Raw genomic sequence first — 22,000 nt, 5'->3', positions numbered from 1 at the left:
TCCCTAGGCTTTCAGGACTACTTATTCAGCAATAAGGTCTTGAGGTCATGCCTGATTCCATCCATCGAAACACGCCGTCCCTGGCCGCAGTCGACCCGCGTGGGTTAATTGTTCGTAACATCAACTACCACCGCGCAAGTCCAGAGGTTGAACCGCAGGTGCGCGTTCATCGTCAGGTGTTTGGCAGTACGGGCTTGATGATTGAACAATGGGACCCGCGTTTGTTGCAGTTGGCCCGCGTACAGCCGGACACTGCGCCCAACCAACGCACGGTCTATAGCCTTGGCGGACAAGCGTTGCGCACCGACAGCGTGGATGCCGGCTGGCGGCTGACGCTGATGGGGGAGGCCGGGCATTTACTGGAAGAATGGGATGGGCGGAGCGCGCACCAGGCTCATCGCTACGACCAGTATCTGCGTCTGGTCGCCGTGTTCGAGCAGGCGGCCAGTGACGAGCAAGCGCGGTGCGTCGAGCGTCTTGCCTATGCTTTATCCTCGGCTGAAGAGGCCGCACGCAACCGCTGTGGCCGGGTGATTCGCCACGATGACGGCGGCGGCTCGTTGTTCCACGAGGCGTATGGGCTGCACGCGCAGGTTGCGCAGCAAACCCGACGCTTCCGGCTGGCGGGTGCCGCGCTGGATTGGCCGCAGCCCGATGCACAACGCGAGCAGCGCCTGGAGCCCGAGACGTTCCAGACATCCGTGGGGTTTAACGCCCTGGGTGAGCGGTTGCATCACACGGACGCCAAGGGCAATCGCTTCGACTACGCCTACGGCATTGACGGCCAACCGGCGAGTATCGCTGTGACGCCCAGCGGCGGCGTGCGTACGCAGGTGCTGGGCGAGCGCCGCTACAACGCCGCCGGCCAGGTGCTTGGCGAGCGCGCCGGCAATGGCGTTGTGCGGGCCATGCACTACCGTGAGTTCGATGGTCGCTTGCGGCAAATGACTGCCCATCTGCCCGCACAACCGGGCGCGGCGCTGCAAGACCTGCGCTACGCCTATGACGGCGTTGGCAACGTCGTGCGGATCGACGACCTTGCCCAGCCGACGCAATGGTCCAGCAACACCCAAGTCGGTTCGGCCAGCCTTTATGAGTACGACACGTTGTCGCAACTGACCAAGGCCACCGGCCGCGAAACCGCCGGTAACCCGGAAGGTTCGGCGTTACCGGCCAGGGTAGCGTTTGGCTCGACTGACGACAGTGTATGGCGTCGCTACACCCAGCGGTTCAGCTATGACGCCGCCGGCAACGTGCTCACGTTGCAACATGTGTCCAGCAGCGGCACGGGCTTCACGCGGCAGATGAGCGTGGCCGCAGGCAGCAATCATTTTCTGCCCCAGGCCGATGGCAACAGCGCGCCGGGGTTGGGCCAGGGCTTTGACCACAACGGCAACCTGCAGGCGTTGGCAGGCGACCATCCGATGGGCTGGGATGTGCGCAATCAACTGGTGCGCCTTACGCAGGTACGGCGTGCGGGCGGCAACGACGATGAAGAACGCTACGCCTATGATGCTACCGGCCAGCGCATCCTCAAACGCCGGGTCGCCCAGGCCCGGGGCGTGATGCACACCGCCGAGGTGCGCTACTTGCCAGGACTGGAAATTCGCCATGACAGCGCAACGGGGGAGCAACTGAATGTCCTCAACCTCGATGCCGGAACCACCACCGTCCGTGTCCTGCTTTGGGATCGCCACCCTTCGGGAGGGCGCCAGGACGCGCAGATCCGTTACGGCTTGTCGGACCACTTGGGCAGCAGCACCCTGGAACTGGGCGAGCAGGCGCAACTACTCAGCCAGGAAAGTTATTACCCCTATGGTGGGACCGCGTGGTGGGCGGCGAAAAACGCCAGCGAGGTGAGCTACCGGTTCATCCGTTATTCAGGCAAGGAGCGCGATGCCAGCGGGCTGTCTTACTACGGCTACAGGTACTACGCACCGTGGTTATGCCGCTGGATCAGCCCGGACCCGACCGGCGATGCCGATGGCTTGAACCTGTACGCGATGGTTGGCGGTAACCCGGTCACCAGGGACGATGCGCAAGGGCTGGCCGCAACCCCGGCTTTGGAGGCGCCCCGGGACAAACAAATACGCAGGCTTTCCATCAGCCGCAGGCTGGCGAATATAGGGTGGATTATGCGCTCGAGGATACAAGCGGCCTCGTCGGCCGCGATTCGCGATGGTTTATCCACCTATATCGCCAATGCCGTCGCGACGGGTGTCGAGCTGGCGGTATTCAGCACCCTCCAGCCCACGCCGGAACGCAATCAGGCCTTGCGCTATAGCGTCGCCGCGCTGGATGCCCTGGCCACGTTCCATATGAGCACCGGTATCGTCGGTAACTGGACCCGCATGGCGCCACAGATCGGTGCTATTTCGGCAAGCCTCGTGGGCGTTGCTTACGCCGTCCAGGTTGACACGCTGAGCGTTCAAGCCGAGGAGCAGTGGGACCCCGTAGCGGTGCAACGGTTGAGCGGGCATGTTCGCTCGCTCTCCAGGGAACTGGTGCAGCAGATCATGCGTGGTCACGGTACCGGGTCATCCTGGGGCAGCACGCCCCTGCGGGCCAGGCTCGGCCGCACCGCCGGCGCGACTGCGGCGTACGCGGTCGCCACCGTCGCCAACGCGGTGTACGGCGGCGAAGTGCCTGCGCTGATGCAACCCAATGTGTCACCCGCAGTTGAAGCCTACGACGGGGCGATGGGAGCGATGATTCGTAGCGGCCACTCCACGGCCGTCCACGATGCCCATGGCCTGACCGTGCAGACGCCGGACCCTGCGGCGCTGATGCACGGCGGGCTGAGCAGAATGTTCAATCAGGTGTGGACGTACTGGGCCGCGACCGGGATTGAGGCATTGGCCGTTGCGCTGACGGGCCAGCCCCAGGCTGCGCAAAGCGGGAGCGCTCGCACGATAGTGAGGGTGGCCCGCGGCCTGATGGCAGCACTGACCGAATGGCGCGGCTTTTTCGTAGTGTATGCCAGGCGCGGGTACACAAGCCTAGCCTCGAACTGGAGCGCAGCCCGGCGATCCTGACAAGTACAAGGATGGGCCGTCGCGGCGGCCCATGTTTGCGTGTTACCAAAAGTTGTTTACATATCGACAGCCCTTAGGGGTTGTCAGTCAGTGCCTGGGCGGGGTGCAGCTCGTCGTAGGTGTCGTTTTCGTCCTCATTGACGGTGTACCAGGCCCAATAGGTGGTACGCCGCATGAATCCTCCTGCGGTGAGTGTCTGTGTCGGGCGACCGAGGGGGTCATACAATTGCCGGTCGCTGTGGCCCAGCTCGCGCATGGAGTGATCGTTGACGTAGGCGTGGCTGTTGGCGAAGTAGGCGCGGTAGAGGCGTATGACCAAGCCCTTGTTGTTGTATTCGACACGCTCGCTGACGCGCCATCGGGGGTCGGCATGCACTTGGCGCAGCTGCTGCTTCAAGATGCCGGATGCATCCGCCAGCTTGTCGACCAACAGGTCGCCCTTCTCGTCGACCGCATGGGCCGGGCCTGGTTCGGTCTTCTGCTTGGTCTGCAATGAACGGCCGAAGCCATCCCAGCAGGTCAAGGTCATGCGCACCTGTCGTTCGGCATCGCCGGGGTAGCGGTCGGCTTGCAGCACAAGCCCATGTACCGGCGTCCGGCTGGCCGTATCGATCAACGCCTTGAGTTGTACTTCGCTGTCGCTGAGCGTTTGACGATCGCCGCTCAGGCGCAATCGCGCGCTCATGCGGATATGCCCGTCGGGAAGCAGGTAGCCTTTGGTAATCCACTCCGGCTTGACCTGGGCCGGGTCGATGCTGCCCATCCAACTGAACGGGGCGTAGCAGTGCGCGCTGGCCATGTCTTGCAACACGCTTTGCGCCTGTTCGATGGCAGACCCAGGCGTTACATGCTTGAGCGGGCGGTAGCTGTCCAGCGCGGCGAAGCCCACCCTGAGGTTTTGTTCATGGCCGTGAAAGCTGCTGGCCAGTAACTGCCCAAAACCGTCATAAAGCGCCTCTTGAACCGTGCCGTTTGGGTCGACGATTTTTGTCGGCAGCAGCAATCGATAGTCGTATTCGGCTACGGTCACGCAATCGTCGGGGGCTTTCACCCGCAGGGTTTGCAGCGTGTAGGCGTCGTATTGAAGGGTCGTTTCGCCGTGGGCCTTGGTGGCCCGCAGCGCCCTCAACCGACAAAACCGGCTGGGCTTGTCATAACGGGGAAAGTAGCGGCAAATCGACCACAGGCGGTTTTGCGCGGGCGGCGCCTCGCCGTCGAACAGAAAAAACATCGCCATGGTGCGATAGCCACTCTCGGTGAGCGTTTGCACCAGGTCCACGGTGGGTTGGTTGGGCATGGCCGGGATGTCGTTGTAAACCTTCAAGGCCTGGTCATCCAGCTCGGCGGTTTCCAGGTAATCGGTCAATGCCTGGGCTGTGGCGACGCCGGGGTCCAGGGTTTTACCCAAGCCACCGGCCTGCCGGTAGCGCTGCACCGACAAGCCGCTCAGTGTGCGCAAGGCCCCTGCGGCCAATGGCCCGTCGCGAGTGTCGATGAACCGTTCATAGGTGATGCGCGCGGGGGCCAGCCCGCCAGTCGCCGGCGCTTTGCCGAGCACCAGGGCGTTGTCTCGTTGGCGGTAGGGCAAGGCCAGGCGCCACTGCTGTGCGCCGTCCAGGTGAATCGGCTGTGCCAGCGTTTCGCTCAGGTAATAAAACTGTTGCGCGCTGTCATGGGTATCGCGCCACCAGCGCTGTTGGTGCTCATTCACCAGCACAGTGGGTGGCGGGTCGCTGGCGGTGGTACGGCGGGCATAATGCAGGGCCACGCTATGCACCAGACAACCATAGGTATCCCAGCGCAGGTTGATCTGGTGCTGGCAGAGGGGGTCGTCTGCCACACCTTCATATTGGTAGCTGATCGACTCCAGGGCTAATGGCAGCAACCGCGCGTAGGACGTATGGGCACTCGCCGGCGCCAGTTCGCGGACCAGATACCGCTGGTGTTTGACCGAGTAGGGCACGGCGTCGTGCGCCGGGTCCGCCGCCATCACCTCGACCCGCAACACACTGCCACTCAGTGCACGCGCCACTTCGCGTGCCAGCGCCGGCGCAGGATCGCTGATCAAGTCGTCGTGATGATCCAGCGGCCCTGCCTGGGCCATCGCCCTGTAGCGGCTTACCAGCGTGCGCCCGAGGGCTTTGGCATGCGGGTCGTGAGGGCTTTGGTCGAGGGTGGGCATGTCAAGGGAGCGCCCGGTATGAAACCAGGTTTTGCTGCGCAAGGGTGCGCTGGAGCCTGGCGGGTTGCGCGCGTCCTTGCGGCGTTCGGTGTCGGTTTGCAGCACCAGCCCGAAGCCACGGAACTCGCGATCCAGGCGGTCGTAATACGCCTGGCGATAGCTCACGCGCTGGGTCAGTTGGTTGCCGGTAATCTCGTCCCATTGGTTTTGTTGGCTGACCAGCAGCAGCGCAAAGGGTAACCGGCTGATCGCAGGCTGACCCGTGGCATGCAGTTCGCGTTTTTCGTCCAGCCACTCCTGAGCACTGCTGCGATAGTTGATCAACGCCTGGGCGCCCATGTTGTTATCGGTGCGCCTGAGGAGCCAGGGCTTGTGGCTGAAAAAGTCATAGCGCCAGTGGATGGAGGTCTGGTGGGCAGCGGTCAGGATCAGGCTCGGACAGCCCAGGCCGAGCACGTCGATAACGCTGACCTGGCAGTGGTCGTCATACTGCACGCCCTCTGGCCATGGGACGTTGATCGCTTGTGTCTCGAAGCCGTTGCCGCCTTTGTTGAGGAAAATACTCAGGTGAGCGGCGCTCAAATACAGCAGGTCTGCCGCGCCACCGCCATTGAGGTCGACGAGCAGTACATGCGCCGCGTTGAACGTTTGATAACGCAACGGCAACGTGGCCAATACGAACCCCTGGCCAAAACGGCCGCGACCCAGGTTCGGCCAACATTTCACTTCGTTATGCCGGATACGCACCAGATGCTGTTGGCCGGTGGCGAGTACATCGCTGAACGCCACCAGTTCGTTGGGCGAGGAGGAAATGACCGGCAAGCCATCGTCGGGCCCGTGCGGCACCTCGGTGGCGGGTGCGAAGCCGGATGCCCGGCGATGTTCATACAGGCGCACGCTACGCGGGCCGATCATCGCAAAATCATGACGGCCTGCCCCCATCAAGTCAGCGAGCGTGCCCTGCGGGTGGAAGAACTCCGACGGGAATGCATCGAACGGCGTATAGGCTGACCAGTTGCGCTGTTCATCCAGGCTGAAAAAACCGTTCATCCCGGGCCCCGCCACCAGCCAGTCCAAACGCCCGTCGCCGGTCACATCGGCCAGCGCCTGGTGGATGGGCCGGGTGCTGTCGGCCACCGGCAGCCGCGTCAACTCCACGGCCGCGCCGTAGGTCACCTCGTTGCTGGTGCGCGGGTGTTGCGGCCTGAGCGGTTCATGGTAATACCAACATTTGTCTGCGCGGTACAACACACCGGGCAGGCCTTCGCCATACAGATCCACCAGTTGATAAAGAGCGCCGCCATGCAGCCTGGGCAATGCAGCGAATGCCTGGTAGCGGCCAGGGTCAACCTTGAGCTGGCTCGACTCATAAAGGCACTCCAGCGGCGGGCGGCTTACGCTATTGCCCGCGCTGTCGAAGGCTTGCTCATGCACCGCGCTCAACAGGCTGACTTGCGAGGAGATGCGGTATTCCAGCAGCAGGCGCTTGACCAGCACCGGGTCGGCGCCCATTTGCGTTTCTTTGGGGAAGTGGTGAAACATCAGGATCTGGCTGCAGCGGCGCAGGGTGCGTAACTCGAAGCCGAAGGCAAAATCCGAGCAAGGGTCGGGCCGTGTCGGCCAGTCCTGGATTTTCAGATACGTCGGGCGCTTATCCAGTTCGAGGGCGCGTTCGCCATAATCGAAGAGCAGTTGAAAGTGCCAGCCCACGTCCGGTTTATCGTCGGTCTGCCAGAGGTAAAGCTGCTCCTGCTCCCTGGCGGTGAAGTTGCCGTAGCAGACGCTTTGCAGGTAATGCTGGGCGCGGCAGTCCCTGGGGTAGCGCGCGGTGTCGGTTTCTTTCGTGTAGTGATAATAAATGTGCTCGCCGTGGGCGTTCAGGCTTTCCTGCAACAACCACTGCGCCACATGGTGCGCCTGGTCTGGATCGGCAATCCGGGCCAGCGCGGTTTTTCCGTAAAGGTGCTGGCTGCCATCGGCACCCTGTATCAACCAGAAGCCAGCCGTGTCGGTTGCCGATTGCCAGTGTTCGATACGGTCGAAGCGGCCCTCGACCCTGGGGAAGTGGCGGGTGACCGTATACGCGATGGGCAGTGGCAAACCATTGAATGCCGCGTGGCTGTTGCTGATGATCGCGCCCTCGGCATCGCGTTCCGGTAGCCAGATTTGCGCGTCGGGGCCCACCAGCACATCGTGCATCGTGTAGCCAGGCACGCCATGAGAGGTGCGCCGGCTGACGGCAGGCTGGGGCACCCCCCAGCCCAGACCGAAGGGGCCGTTACCGGCACCGCTGTGGTAGGTCAGCGACATGGCCGGCGCGTAGCCACGCCCGGGCGAAATCGGCAAGGCAATTTCAAAGCTTGCCGTACCGCTGGAGCCGATATCGCCCCAGCCCTTGCCGGTGCCCTGGATGGCCGCACCGCCTTTGGGCAGGGCCGGGGTATTGACCTGTAGCATGGAAGTGTCGTCGCTCATGCCTGTCCCCCACTGGCAGCGACTGCCCTGGCGGTGTAGCGCAGGTGAATGACAATATCGTTGATGGATTCCAGGACGGCTTTTTGCCGGCTCGGGTTGGGAAATTCCAGGGTCCAGTCGGAGATGGCCCCCGTGTATTCGAACGGCAAGTAACGCTCGTTGCTGTCGAACGTGAGGGTGAACAGGCCGTTGTCATCCAGCCCGGTGGACAGTGCGATTTGCTGATGGGCACGCTGGTCCGTGCGCAGCTCGCCGCTGGACAGTACCATTTGGCTGCGGGTCTGGGTCAGTATCGCCTTGATGTCTTCATAAGGGCCCAGGGTCGCGGGCAACGATACGCTGATGCCTTTGATCCGTCGCAGGACGTGCCCGGGGTAATCCTCTTCAAACAGTGCCGCGGGTAATTTGAAGCACAGCGTGCCTTTAGTGACCAGTTGTTGTTTATGAGCGGTCCACTTCTCTTCAGTCGTGGGAGGCGGCGTCTGAGAGGTGTCGGTTGGTGGGGGGAGAGCTCGCACTCGTGCAGGCGGTGGCGCAGGGAAATGGTCTTGACGATCTCCAGATCCCGCACGTTATGGTTCAAATAGGCCGCGTTCATGTTCAACAGCGACAGCTTCAGGGCTTCACCTGCCAGATAGCCCCGGTAGTTGTTGTTCCAGGCGCCAGGCTGGATAAACGTGCGCGCATAGTCCGCTATCTCGTACTGCCAGCACGCCTGGGCGCTGCGGCACAGGGAAAGGCTAAGGTCATAGACTTGGTAATAGAACGTGCTCAACTGAGCGTTGAGCCAGTCATACAGTTGTGCCTTGGAAAAGCGCTTGGCCAACAATTGATAGTTCGACCAGGCTTGGGCCAGGGAGGTCTGGGCCAGGCGCAATTGCAGGCGCGTGGCTTTTTCCTGCTCGGCATAGGCCTGTAATTGGGCATCGACCTGGGCCAGTTCGAGTCGGGCCTGATCCTGGGCATGGGCCCACTCTTGCGCCCGGCGGTTGAATTGCTCGGAACGATCCAAGTCTGCGGCGGTGCCGCGCAGCGCCGTGGCAACGCCTTGGGCGATGGCTTGGGCAGCATAGAACGGGCCTTCCCAACGCGAGCCGCCGACACTGGTACCGAAGATATTGGGTGCCACCATCGCGACGCCGGCCGCTGCGGCGGCGGCGCAAGCGGCGGTGTCGAACCCGGTGCTGATCAGGTAGAGCAAGCCTGCCTGGGATTCGCCGGGGCTGATGCCTTCGGTGAGCTGGTGTGCGTAGTAGTGCATCCGCGACTCGATCATGCGTCGGCTGGCGTCGAGTGCCTGGCGGTTCCTTGCGTCGATCTGCAACGCCTGGGTTTGCTGGGTCACGACGATATTGGCCAAGTCCCACGCCTGTTGTTGCTGTAACTCCAGGTATTCCGCCTGTTCCTTGCGTTCAACCAGGGTCAGCACCGTACTGCCGAATTGAATCACCGCTTCGGCGGCCGTGAGCGCGTGGCCCGACATGACCTGGAAGCGATAATGGCCGACGTGCGCGTCGACGAACGGCGCGGCACCACTTTCGCCGAAAGCCCCTTGGCCTTGGGCGGCCAGCAGTTTGAGAGGCGACAGCGGCGCCCCGTAGAGCGGCAGGTGCAAGGGTTTACCGGTGATGTCCAGATTGTGCCGCAGATTATGCAGACGGCTTTCGAGCTTGTCCCAGCGCGCCACCAGTTCGGCGTTGAAAGGCAGGCGCAGATTATCGGTGTCCGTGAGCCAAGGCAGTGCATCGCCTTCGACCGACAGGTTGACGTCGATGGTCGGGTTGGTTTGCTCAAGTTTGGCCAGGGCCTGAGAGCCCTGCGTTGCCAGCGCGCCAAGGGTGATTTGCGCCCACGGTTCAGTGGTGGTGACCCTGGGGCGTGGGCCAAGGAAATGCTGGGCTCGGGTGTACCAGAGTTTGGCTTGGGTCAGGCTGTCCGGGGTGAGCTGGCGATAGTCGGCATCGCCGCGATTGAGCAGGATGTCCAGGTAAAACAGGTAGATCGCCTTGCGAAAATGCACGGGTGAGCGTATCGCCAGTTCGTGGGGATCGTGGCTGGTGTACCCGGGCAGCCGTTCTTCACGGGCCAGTTCGCGCAAACCCCAAAAGGCAGGCCGTTTGCTGGACGCCTCGGCGGCACGCCCGGGGTCGAACAGATAGCCGAGCCAGGCTTGCGCTTCGGCATACCGTTGCTCCTGATTCAGGCGATGGGCTATCAGCCAGGGCGCGTACAGGAACAGCTCCCAGAAGTACTTGCCGTTAGCACCTGTGAAGTCGATGCCTTCTGCTGTGCCGCCAGGTGTGAGTGGCGGCTCTTTCCAGGTTTCTGGCGTTAACGAGAACAAATGGTCAAGGCTGACATTGGCCGCCTGGACCAGCTTGGCGGCAATGCAGGTATTCATGCGCAGGGTAGCGGGCATGTCGGCAGGCAGGCTTGCCGAATTGTTGGAAAAGTCGATGAATTCAGCGGTGCCGAGTGTGCCCGATTCGCGTCTTTTGATCGTCGGCGCCAGTTGCGGGTTGAGCGCGGGGTCAGAAACTGGTGTTGTCAGCTTGAGGGTTGCCGTATTCAACGCATAGCCGAGGATTTTCGTGCCGTCTTCGCCAGGCTCAAGCGTCACCACCCCATGTATCAGGGTGAAGCCGGACTTCATCTGCTCCTGCGTCACCGGAATGCGCGCCGTGACCCGATGCCCGACGGGCAATTCGGGGCTTGATCCGGTCAGGCTTTCGTGAGCTGTGTCCTGAAAGTTGATGATGCGATGAGAGTTGGCATTGATGGTTTCGGTGAATGGGTAGTCTTTGAAATTCGCACTCATGATGACGTGTTTATAGGCACGTAATTTGGGCGGGGTAACCCTTGCCCTTTTCATTATCAGTGCGTTTTGTGAATGCAGCTTGTTTTTTTTATCTTCTTGACTGGTATAAATGCCATAACGGTTGAGGATGACATGGAAATCTTTATGTGTGTATAAGTTTACGAAGGCGTTTTTGTCGATGAAATTACCTTCCAATAAGAGGGTGTTTGAGTTCTGCGGGTCTGTTGTATGGGTAAACAGTGCGCCGCTAATATTATTTACAGCGTTAGGAAATTCTTCATGGGTGGTCGAATTTTTTAAATATAGTGCGTAGTAGTCAGTTTTCAGCGGTGTTGAGGAATCGGTGATGATAGAGCCCTTGCTCAGTTTAAGTTGAGTCGCTTTGGGGTCATCCAGTGCATCATTGGTTATCAGCGTGATAGTTGCGCCCTGCTGTTTAGTCAAGGTGACGCTGTACGGCTCTTGGAAACGGCCACTGAGAGTAGAAGAAAACACAAGTTCTTGGGTGTTTGAATCGAAGGAGACATTAGTATCGTCGGTGTTTTTTATTTTTTTCTGGTTCGTTTCGAAATTCCAATGTTCTTTGTTTTCAAAAATCATTTGCGACGCGATAGCAATCGTGTGCTCGGTTGGCGGCGCTATTTTGAACTGCAAGTTGCCTTGGTTCTTGCTTGCGAAGAGCGTGAGAAATTGCCTGGCCCTGTCAGGCAGCAATTCGCTGTAATACCCGTTAGTGCTGTGCGCCTCGCCCTTGAGTATGGCCTGTACTTTGGTCTTCTGGGACGGATCGAAGGGTTCCAGCAGCCGGTTTATTTCTTCGGCCACCTCTGAGCCGGGCAGCACGCTATAGCGTTCGGGGCTGCCGCCATCGGCGACGGTGGTGATAGTGAAGGACTGGTCGATATGAACGGCCTGGAAAAACCTGCCAATGAAATTATCCTGCTGTCTAGGATCTTTACGGCTGGTAGCGAGCACACTTAAGAAAAGTACGGGCGTGCTCTTGCTGTCGACGATTGCCACCGTTTGCGTAATGCTTTTGAGCAGCTCCGCGCTCGATGCGTTAACGTCTTCGGTCGCACAATATTGCTCAATGCACGCCTGGGGCACGCTCCAACTGCCATCATGTTTTTTATACGAGAAATTGAGCCGGAATTTGACATAGTGGGTGTTGATCCAATCGTCCAGATGGTCCTTTTCCTCCGAATCCCGTCGCGCCGGCTTAAACGAATTGGACGGCGTGGGTTTGATGCACTCGGCCCAGATGAAAAATAGCCGGCTATTGAAGTACACCGGCCGGATACTTTGCTCGGCGGTGGCGTCGGAGACTGACAGGTTGATTTTTTTCCAGTCTGACCAGGCATCCTGCAAGAGCACCGCGCCGGAGCGCCTGGACATGTCCAGCGAGCGCCAGTAATAGGTGTTCTCGGAGGTCGATTTACCGATGAAGTAATAAGTGCCGCTGTGCAGGTTGTTCAAGTCGGCGTCTATATAGCCGTTGAGCGTGCGTATGTTGGCAGTTTCCTCGAACCTGGCCAGATACTGCTGAACCGCCGTGGTGATGGTGTCCGCTTGAATTCGGTATTGGCTGAGGTCGTTTTGTAACTGTTGAAAACTGTCGGTCTTGTCCCGTCGTAACGTCGGGTCCAGATAGTTGGCCGGATGGTAATGCAATTGCTGACTGGCACTCCACAGCGGGTAGGTGTGCAACTGTTCGCGCCAGATCTTGCTTTGTTGCGCGGTCATGCCCAGATGGGCATAGCCCGGCTCCAGGCCCAGTTCAATACGGCTGATGTATTGCTGCAGGCTGGAAATGGCACAGGCTACCGGGCTGGTCGGCACGGCTTGGCTGACTTGTACGTCGAGTAGCCAATACGCGTAAAGGTCATCGGCATTGCCGATGGTTGCCTTAAGCGCATCAGGCACTTTATGGGTGAGGTAGTACGCGAGCATGGCGTCGCGCAGGCTTTCATTAAGCTGTTGGTCAAGCGAGTGAGACATGATCAGTCCTTGAGCAGGTCGGTAGAAAAAGGCGTGTTGACGAGAGAGGCATGGGCACTCGTGAGCGCCTCACCGACGGCCTTCCATTGAGCGAACGTCGAGTTGGTTTCAAGTTGGCTGGCTGCAATCAGCAGGGTGGCCGACAGGCCGGTTGCGGTGCTGGCTTGGCGGCAGCGCAGCAGCCAGTCCAGGCGATCCATGGAGGTAATGCGTGGAGGGTTCAGTTGGCTGCTGAAGACGGTTATTTCGCTGGCACTCCAGCCAAAAAGTCGGGCGAGATGCTCGCTGGTTTCTTCAGTGTTGTGTTGTGCCGCGCGATTGGGCCGCGCGTTGGCCTGTCCGAAGTAATCGAGAATTTGTCCTTCCGTCAGGCCAAAACGCTCAATGCAATGGTTGAACTGCTGAATGAGGCATAGGGTGTGCGGGGTCAGTTCAAGGACCGAAGACGCTTGATAGCCACTGTCCAGCCAGTGCGGGTTTATCAGAAACTGATCAAGCGCCTGGCGGCTGAGCGGCAATTGCAGAACATCGACGGCGTGGGGGAGAAGCAATATCAGATAGCCGAGGGTTTGCAGGGGTGGGGCTGCAGGCGCGTGCAGGCGCAGGAAATGGCTGTGATGGTCATATTTTTGATGACCATTGGCACCGCCTGGCAGCTGGGGTACGGCGCGGATGATCTCTTTGAGGCGTAGATACAGCGCCCAGAACTCATTACGCACCGTCTCCATCAGGGTGCGAAGCTTGGGTTTGGCTCTCTCGATATAGTAGGTTGTGCGATTAGTGTCCGAGCTGATGGCAATGGCGGACAGCGCTTCCTCGACCGCCACCTCAATGCTCGTGTTTGAGCGCATCCGTTGCAGTACTTGCTGGGCCAGGGCTTCCCAGTCCACGGCGGGCAAGCGAACTGCTTCATCAGCGGGTTGTTGGGGAAGTTCAAGCAGGTTCAGCTGTTTGGAGAGAGAAGCCTGATCGTAGGCCGCGAACTCTTTCAACAGCAGGTTGATGGCCGGGTCCTGGACCTGCTGATCGAGCAATAGCTGGTGCCTCAACAGTGACAGGCTGTTGCCATTCTCCTTGAGCCAACGGCTGGCCCATTCCAGGTGCATGAGCATATCGAGAAAGTCAGCCGCGCCCTTCGGCTTGCGTCTCAGCGTTGGGTGACGCAGTTGCGCAAGAAAGGGCGTCGCGCCGGGCAACTGCAGCAGTTGCTGGCATTCCATGACCGACAAGCCGAACAGCCGAGCGATTCGCGCTTGCCGATAGAGTGCGCTGACGGTCTCGACCGTGCGGGTTTCGGGCTCATCGGCGATCAGCAGTTGCAGCGAGTCCTGGGTGTCTTGCAGGCCCAGCGCGGCGCAGAGTTGTTGCCGGGTGGTTGCGTCGAATGCCTGCTCGTCCAGACACAGCGCAGGCAGGGCCGAACCCGCGCGGTTGAACACCTGATCGAACAACGACACGCGCTCACCCGAACCGTGAACGGGCAACTGATGGAGCCAGGCGGCAAACTCTTCGGCTTGCAGGCTGTAGCGCTTGCTCAGATAGCAAAAGACCCCCAGCGCCCGAAGGGTGTTATGGGTGATCAGCAGCGCGCGGTTGCTGGCGCCTTCGCAGCGCATCGCGCTGACCAGCAACGTGTCCAGTTGCGCGAAAGGCAGGCCGAGCCAGCGCTGCAGGCGAATCATCCGTTGCAGCCTGTCGAAGCGTTCAAGGCTCACGTTGACCAGCTTGGCGGGGGCGTCTTTGTTCAGGCTGATCGCGAGTGTGGGGGCAGATGCAAGCGCGCCGTTGATGTAACAGGCACCGTAAGTGAGGCCGGTGGGCTGTTTGCAGTTTGGCGATTGGCGCGGTGCTTGTGTCTGTTGTGCCAGCAGCGCTTGAAGTTGTTCGGCATCCAGTTGCGTATGCTGCAGGAAATCAGTGACGTCTTCCGGCCCCTGTTCAGCCGTCCAGTTGAAGTACGTGCGATAGAAGGTTGGCGCGCCCTGCGCCGTTACCCAGTCTCTTTTCAGCAGGGCCTGTTGTTCAGGGCTCAGCCCGGATAACAGGCATTGCACCTCATTGTTGCGGGTAACGACTTGCCCGTAAGTGCTGGTTGCTCCCGCCAGGGGCAACTGGCGGCTGATGCGATAGTTCAACTCACCCAACATCGGCTTGTCGCCCGACAAGCCCAGCCGGCATTGCTGGTGGTGGAAATGATACGGCAGCGAAAACGGGTACCAGCTGTTGCTCAGCAGCGAGTAGGCGTCGTTGGCGTCTGCGATATTGCTGAGCAAGGTCTGATTGATGATCGACAACATGGGCACCTGGCCCGTAACGCTGTGTTGGTCGATCAACAGGTCCTTGAGGTCTGCACGCCGGGCCGACAGCTTGAGCACGTCGGCCCCCTTGGCATTCTGTTCCAGTTGCAGGGCGAACAGATACAGCGCGCGCAGGTAGGCAGCCGGCGAATCGACTGCGGCAATGGACGCGTTGGCGCAGAATTGTTCGCGATTTTCGTTGAACAAGGCCTGGTAGGTGGCATCGGTATCGGCGGCGACATCGCGTTTAGCGCGCAGGGTAGGGCGCTGCGACGAGACCTGCTGTTCGCGAAACAACCTTTCCAGTTGCGCTGCAGCGCTCTTGGCCTTGCGGTATACCGCGTGGGCATCGTCATCGTTGCAGGTGGCCAGTTGCTCTGCGAAGGCCTTTTCGCTGAGGCGCACGATGTCGAATACCGAATGAATGTCGAGGCGCTGCAGCGCGGTGTTGAAATCGTCCCGACCCGGGGCGGGAGGGTGTGCGTGATCAATCAGTTGAGCGAGCAAGGAGCTGCTGTCGGCTTGCATATTCATACGTTCCTTCACGCCTGCCGATGGGGCCGGCGGGCAATGAAAAACGCTATCACGCAGGTTAACGGGGCCAGGCATAGCTATTTACAGGCATCGTCGGCCCCCGCCGGTTGAGGCATCCATACACCGATACCACCTCTGTGCAGGCATGAACCCTAGGCTTTGCTGACCATTGTGCAATTGAGGTCATGTGATCATGTCTGCTTCACTTCATCGAAACACGCCCTCGCTTGCGGCCTTCGACCCCCGTGGATTGACCGTGCGCAGCGTCGCTTATCTGTGCGCTACCTCCCAGGCTGCGCCGACGGCCCGTGTCAGGCGTCAGGTCTATGGGGCCAGCGGCCTTTTGCTTGAGCAGTGGGACCCGCGCCTTTCTACCCTTAAATCGCGCGAACCGTTGACCGAGGCCAATCAGGCCTCGGTGTACAGCCTGTCTGGTACCTTGATCCGCAGCAACGATGTGGACGCCGGCATGCGGCTGATGCTGGCGGCGCCCTCGGGACAGCTGTTGCATGCCTGGGACGGCCGCGGTGCCTATCAGCGCCACGACTACGACACCTTGCAGCGTCCGGTGGCGGTGTTCGAACAAACTGCCGACGAAGCGCGACTCCGGTGTGTCGAACGCCTAGTGTATGCCGCGCCAACGCCTGAGCACCGCGCACTTAACCGCAGTGGCCGCCTGGTACGCCATGCCGACCCGGCGGGCACGCAGGTGTTCGACGCCTATGGGATGACCGGGCAGGTGCTGCGCCAAATCCGGCGGTTTCGCGAGGCCCCGGGCACTGTTGACTGGCCGCTTGCCCCGGCCGATCAGGACCAGCAACTGCAACCTGAGCTTTACACCACACGCTGGGCGTTTGACGCCCTGGGTGCCACGGTGGAACAGCTCGACGCCAAGGGCAATGCCCGACAGTTCGCCTATGGGCTGGACGGGCAGGCGAAAAACATTCACCTCACCTTGAAGAGTGGTACGCGCAAGACCGTGGTAGAGGGCTACGTCTACACTGCCGCCGGCCAGGTGGAGACGGCCCTGCTGGGCAATGGCGTGAGTAGCCTGGCCACCTATCGGGCCGAGGATGGCCGTATGCGCCGGCTGATGGCGTACCGCAAAAACGAGCGGGCGGCGCCGCTACAGGATTTGAGCTACGACTATGATCCCGTGGGAAATGTTTCAAGCCTGCAGGATCAGGCACAACCGACCAGGTGGAGCCACAACACGCAAGTAGCTGCCTCCTGTCGCTATGAGTACAACTCGCTGTACCAACTGACCCAGGCCAAAGGCCGGGAAAGTACTGCCGCCGCCATCGGCCCGGCACTGCCCGCGCGTATTTCGTTCGGTTCGACCGACGCCGGTTTATGGCGCAACTATACCCAGCACTATGCCTATGACGAGGGGGGTAACCTGACCCGGCTGCGTCATGTGCCGTCCAGTGGTGTCGGCTATACCCGCGACATGCAGGTCGCAACTGGCAGTAATCGTGCGTTGTCGAGCGAGCATCCGGTTGGCGAGTGGGCGCAGGGTTTTGATGCCAATGGCAATCAGCAACAGCTGGGGCGCGGCCTGCCGATGGCGTGGAACGTGCGTAATCAGTTGACCAAGGTCACGACGATTCTGCGAGAGGAGGGGGACCCGGATGAGGAGGCCTATGTGTACGCAGGCGACGGCCAGCGCGCGCTCAAGCTCACGCACCAGCAGGTCGCCGGCAGCCGGCAGACGGCGCGTGTGTATTACCTGCCAGGCCTGGAAATTCGCCATCGACCGTTGCGCCGGCTGAGTGTTGTGCGTCTTGAAGTGGCGCGGTGCACGGTTGAGGTCTTGCAATGGGAGCTGGGGCTCGATGAGGGAGCAGCCGATGCAACCCTGCGTTTTTGCCTGACGGATCAGCAATCGAGTCATGGGCTGGAGTTGGGCGAACAGGCAGAGTTATTGAGCCAGGAGAGTTATTTTCCCTATGGAGGGACGGCGTGGTGGGCATCGCGCAGCGAGGTGGAGGGTCGCTACAAGACGCGCCGATATTCAGGCAAAGAGCGGGACAGCAGCGGCTTGTATTACTACGGTTTCCGCTACTACGCCCCTTGGTTACAGCGCTGGATAAACCCCGACCCCCTAGGGGGCGGGGCAGAGTTGAATCCCTATCTCATGGCGTTCAACAACCCGATGACATTCGTTGATTCAATGGGGCTGCTGCCGGCCGATGTGGAAAATACCCAAATACAGGGCGGTACTGTAATCCTCCTGCTTTTGGTCTTGCTGGGCCTGGGCGTGGGGGCGCTGCTTGGGAATGCGACGGTGGGGGCTTCCATCGGGGCTCTGGTGGGCGGTGTACTGTTTGGCACCAGTCGCCTGAATGCCTATCTGCAAATGCAACCGCAGGCCGTGGCAAGGGCTGCGGAACAAGTGGAAGAACAATTCGCCAGGGATATTTCGGAGATGGCGATCAAGTTGGCGCAGCGGGCGCGGTTGAGTCACGAAGAAACGGAGCGGCTGGTGAATTTTGCCTATGCACGCCGCCCTGCCGAGGGAGGCATGTCCCTTTACCTCAATGCATCGGAAGGGGACATCTATGGCTATGCGGGACCTGTGGGTGAATCGGCGGGCATCGAGGGCATACTGATGGACAGTCGTAACCCGATGCCTGAGTTGAAACGCATGGGCTATGGCGCGGTACTGCTGCGAAGACCAGGGCGTGAGTCCGCTGCCGCGAGCGGTCAGCAGGCGGGGGCAAGCACGTTCGAGGTGGGGGCGACGACACAGGTTGCCGGTTCCAGTCGCGCACGCGGTGGTCGGCAAGCGCAGGCCCAACTGCCGATGAGGGCGCCGAGGGCGATAAGAGGCGCTGCTCCACGGATGCAGATCAATACCGAGGTGCTTGGAGATATCAGTTCGTCGAGCCGCGAGGACCGCAGTATCGCCCTTACCCTCAGTCATTTGCGGGAAGGGCGTTTTGGCGCGGTTCATTGGCATCTCCACAGAGATCAACTGTGGTCTGCTGACTTGCACGGTTACGCCGCTTCTCGTGGTCGCAGTGCCTATCGTTTGATGTTCAAACACCTCGGCGGCCAGAAGTACCGAGTGGAGGGCGTACGCAACCCACACCGCTGAAGCCGATCGCCGCCAGGATGTTGAGGCAATATCAGCGGCTGTGTGTCGATGCGGCGGCGGCGTGGTTTTGCTAGAATGCGCGCCGCGCCGCCTGGCCGGCGCGTTTTTTTATCCGGTTCACCCCTTACGAGGGTAGCCACCTGGAGAGAACACCCATGACCCAACCTATCGTCGTGGCGGCACTGTACAAGTTCGTCACCCTTGAAGATTACGTCGCCCTGCGCGAGCCACTGTTGCAGGCGATGGTCGACAACGGCATCAAAGGCACGTTGCTGATCGCCGAGGAAGGCATCAACGGCACTGTTTCCGGTAGCCGCGAAGGCATCGATGGCCTGATGGCCTGGCTGAAGAACGATCCACGCATGGACGACATCGACCACAAAGAGTCGTACTGCGACGAGCAGCCGTTCTACCGCACCAAGGTCAAGCTCAAGAAAGAAATCGTGACCCTGGGCGTCGACGGCGTCGACCCGAACAAACAGGTCGGCACCTACGTCGATCCAAAAGACTGGAACGCGCTGATCAGCGACCCCGAAGTGCTGTTGATCGACACCCGCAACGACTACGAAGTGTCGATTGGCACCTTTGAAGGCGCGATCGACCCGAAAACCACCAGTTTTCGCGAATTCCCCGACTACATCAAAGCCAACTTCGACCCGGCCAGGCACAAGAAAGTCGCCATGTTCTGCACCGGTGGCATTCGCTGCGAGAAAGCCTCGAGCTTTATGCTCAGTGAAGGCTTCGACGAGGTCTATCATCTCAAGGGTGGCATCCTCAAATACCTCGAAGAAGTGCCGCAGGAAGAGACCAAGTGGCAGGGCGACTGCTTTGTTTTCGACAATCGCGTGACGGTGCGCCACGACTTGAGCGAAGGCGACTACGATCAATGTCATGCCTGCCGCACACCGGTCAGCGTAGAAGACCGCGCGTCCGAGCACTACGTGGCCGGCATCAGTTGCCCGCATTGCTGGGATAAGCTGCCGGAGAAAACCCGTCGCAGCGCCATCGACCGGCAAAAGCAGATCGAACTGGCCAAGGCCCGCAACATGCCGCACCCGATTGGCTTCAACTACAAGCAAACCCCTTCCGAGGCTTGAACCATGCCCGCGCGCCTGCTCTATGTGATGGACCCGATGTGTTCCTGGTGCTGGGGCTTTTCCCCAGTGGCGCAGGCGCTGGTTGAGCAGGCCCGGGCGAGCGGTGTGGAGTTGCACCTGGTGGTGGGTGGCTTGCGCACCGGCAGCGGCGCGGCGCTGGAGCCGAACACCCGGCGCTATATCCTCGAGCACTGGCAGGCGGTGACTGACGCCACCGGCCAGCCGTTCAAGCGCGAAGGCGCGCTGCCCGACGGGTTTGTCTATGACACCGAGCCTGCGTGCCGCGCCATCGTCACGGCGCGCAGCCTGGCGCCCGATTGCGCCTGGAAGCTGCTTGGGCTGATCCAGCACGCGTTCTATGTAGAAGGCCGCGACGTCACCTCTGCCCATGTGCTGGTGGAACTGGCCGAGCAGGCCGGTATTCCGCGTATCGAGTTTGCCGGCGAGTTCGACCGCGCCGAACAGCACGCCGCCACGGCCGCCGATTTCACCTGGGTACAGGACCTGGGCATCGCAGGCTTCCCGACCTTGCTGGCCGAGCGCAATGGCCAGTTGGCGCTGCTGACCAATGGCTACCAGCCCTTGTCCGAATTGTCGCCATTGCTGGGGCGATGGCTGGAGCGCGCCACCTGTGCATGATCAGCCCGACACGCCTGAACCCAAGCGCACCGACCGCCTGACCTGGGCGGAAATTCGCCGCCTGGCCCTGCGCCACAGGAAATCCCTGTGGATCGCCAACAGCGTGGCCGTGCTCGCGACCTTGTGCAGCGTACCCATCCCGTTGCTGTTACCGCTGTTGGTCGACGAAGTGCTGCTGGGCCGTGGCGATGCCGCGCTCAAGGTGATGAACCACGCCTTGCCGCTGGGCTGGCAGCAGGCCGCCGGCTATATCGGCCTGATGCTGGTGATCACCCTGGCCCTGCGCTGCGGCGCGCTGGTGTTCAACGTAGTGCAGGCGCGGCTGTTTGCGCGATTGGCCAAGGACATTGTCTACCGCATCCGCGTGCGGCTGATCGAGCGGCTCAAGCGCATCTCCCTCGGCGAATACGAAAGCCTGGGCAGCGGCACGGTGACCACCCACTTGGTCACCGACCTGGACACACTGGACAAATTCGTCGGCGAAACCCTCAGCCGCTTTCTGGTGGCGATGCTGACCCTGGTTGGCACCTCGGCCATCCTGGTGTGGATGCACTGGCAACTGGCGCTGTTGATCCTGCTGTTCAACCCGCTGGTGATCTACGCCACGGTGCAGTTGGGCAAGCGCGTCAAACACTTGAAGAAACTGGAAAACGACAGCACCTCGCGCTTCACCCAGGCGCTGACCGAAACCCTGGACGCCATCCAGGAAGTGCGCGCCGGCAACCGCCAGGGCTTTTTCCTCGGGCGTCTGGGCCAGCGTGCCCAGGAAGTGCGCGACTACGCCATTCACTCGCAATGGAAGACCGACGCGTCCAGCCGTGCCAGTGGCTTGCTGTTCCAGTTCGGCATCGACATTTTTCGCGCAGCGGCGATGCTCACCGTGCTGTTTTCCGACCTGTCCATCGGCCAGATGCTGGCGGTGTTCAGCTACCTGTGGTTCATGATCGGCCCGGTGGAGCAATTGCTGAACCTGCAATATGCCTACTACGCGGCAGGCGGCGCGTTGACGCGCATCAACGAGCTGCTGGCCCGCGCCGACGAGCCGCAGTACGCCGGGGGGACCGATCCGTTCACCGGGCGTGCAACCGTTGGCATCGACGTGCGCGGCCTGGACTTCGGCTACGGCGATGACCTGGTGCTCGACCAATTGAACCTGGCCATCGCACCGGGGGAAAAGGTGGCGATTGTCGGCGCCAGCGGCGGCGGCAAAAGTACCCTGGTGCAACTGTTGCTGGGCCTCTACACACCCCAGGCCGGCAGTATCCGTTTTGGCGGCGCGACCCAGCAGGACATCGGCCTGGCGACCATTCGCGAAAACGTCGCGGTGGTGCTGCAACACCCGGCACTGTTCAACGATACCGTGCGCGCCAACCTGACAATGGGCCGCGAGCGTACGGATCAGGCGTGCTGGCAGGCGCTGGAAATCGCCCAGTTGGAGGCGACCGTCAAGGCATTGCCGTTGGGCCTGGACAGCATAGTGGGTCGCTCTGGCGTGCGCTTTTCCGGCGGCCAGCGGCAACGCCTGGCCATCGCGCGCATGGTGCTGGCCGAGCCCAAGGTGGTGATCCTGGATGAAGCCACCTCGGCGCTGGACGCGGCCACCGAGTACAACCTGCACCAGGCACTGGCGCGGTTTCTCAGCGGGCGTACTACACTGATCATCGCCCACCGCCTTTCAGCGGTGAAACAGGCGGATCGGGTGTTGGTGTTCGATGGCGGGCGTATCGCCGAGGATGGCGACCATCAGCAATTGATTGCCGACGGGGGGCTGTACGCCAAATTGTATGGACACTTGCAACAAGTGCGGTGATTTGGCTTAGGTTGT

Annotated in this window: 9 protein-coding genes; 5 read left to right on the top strand and 4 right to left on the bottom strand. The window is 60.9% G+C overall.

The genetic code is table 11. The annotated features are described in order from the left end of the window. The first annotated feature begins 47 nt into the window (after positions 1-47). Positions 48-3,035 carry an RHS repeat-associated core domain-containing protein gene (locus C4J90_RS17735; RefSeq protein WP_124420474.1) on the top strand — a complete coding sequence of 996 codons (2,988 nt, stop codon included), beginning with the start codon at positions 48-50 and terminating at the stop codon, positions 3,033-3,035. 73 nt (positions 3,036-3,108) lie between these two features. On the opposite strand, the gene C4J90_RS17730 is transcribed toward C4J90_RS17735, so the two are convergent. From C4J90_RS17730 to C4J90_RS17720, 4 genes are read right to left on the bottom strand one after another with little or no spacing between them, the layout of a single operon-like run. Beyond that, positions 3,109-7,692, bottom strand: a complete 4,584-nt coding sequence (locus C4J90_RS17730) for a SpvB/TcaC N-terminal domain-containing protein (protein ID WP_124420473.1) — start codon at positions 7,690-7,692, stop codon at positions 3,109-3,111. Further along, the gene (locus C4J90_RS27190; protein ID WP_256658992.1) at positions 7,689-8,084 is read right to left on the bottom strand and encodes a hypothetical protein; all 396 of its coding nucleotides are present in this window, start codon (positions 8,082-8,084) and stop codon (positions 7,689-7,691) included. Before C4J90_RS27190 ends, C4J90_RS17730 begins: the two co-directional genes overlap by 4 nt. Beyond that, on the bottom strand, positions 7,979-12,508 hold the full coding sequence (locus tag C4J90_RS17725; RefSeq protein WP_256658878.1) for a neuraminidase-like domain-containing protein: 4,530 nt from the start codon (positions 12,506-12,508) through the stop codon (positions 7,979-7,981). The genes C4J90_RS27190 and C4J90_RS17725 overlap by 106 nt, the downstream gene beginning before the upstream one ends. A 2-nt stretch (positions 12,509-12,510) precedes the next feature. Then, entirely contained in the window at positions 12,511-15,339 is a 2,829-nt protein-coding gene (locus tag C4J90_RS17720) for a Tc toxin subunit A (protein WP_124420472.1), read from the bottom strand. A 193-nt stretch (positions 15,340-15,532) separates the two neighbouring features. Between C4J90_RS17720 and C4J90_RS17715 the strand changes: the two genes are divergently transcribed. The 4 genes from C4J90_RS17715 (at position 15,533) to C4J90_RS17700 (ending at position 21,985) form a co-directional block, all read left to right on the top strand. Continuing rightward, complete coding sequence (locus C4J90_RS17715; RefSeq protein WP_124420471.1) at positions 15,533-18,439, top strand: RHS repeat domain-containing protein; 2,907 nt, start codon at positions 15,533-15,535, stop codon at positions 18,437-18,439. Positions 18,440-18,594: 155 nt separating this feature from the next. Next, complete coding sequence (locus tag C4J90_RS17710) at positions 18,595-19,536, top strand: rhodanese-related sulfurtransferase (protein ID WP_124363674.1); 942 nt, start codon at positions 18,595-18,597, stop codon at positions 19,534-19,536. Between the two features lie 3 nt (positions 19,537-19,539). Next, positions 19,540-20,175, top strand: a complete 636-nt coding sequence (locus tag C4J90_RS17705; RefSeq protein ID WP_124363673.1) for a DsbA family protein — start codon at positions 19,540-19,542, stop codon at positions 20,173-20,175. Then, positions 20,168-21,985, top strand: coding sequence for an ABC transporter ATP-binding protein (locus C4J90_RS17700; protein ID WP_124363672.1), 1,818 nt, complete (start codon positions 20,168-20,170; stop codon positions 21,983-21,985). Before C4J90_RS17705 ends, C4J90_RS17700 begins: the two co-directional genes overlap by 8 nt. The last annotated feature ends 15 nt before the right edge of the window (positions 21,986-22,000 follow it).

Origin of the sequence: Pseudomonas sp. R2-60-08W, from assembly GCF_003852335.1 — a bacterium.
Taxonomy (GTDB): domain Bacteria; phylum Pseudomonadota; class Gammaproteobacteria; order Pseudomonadales; family Pseudomonadaceae; genus Aquipseudomonas.
This window is presented reverse-complemented; position numbering and strand designations above follow the sequence as displayed.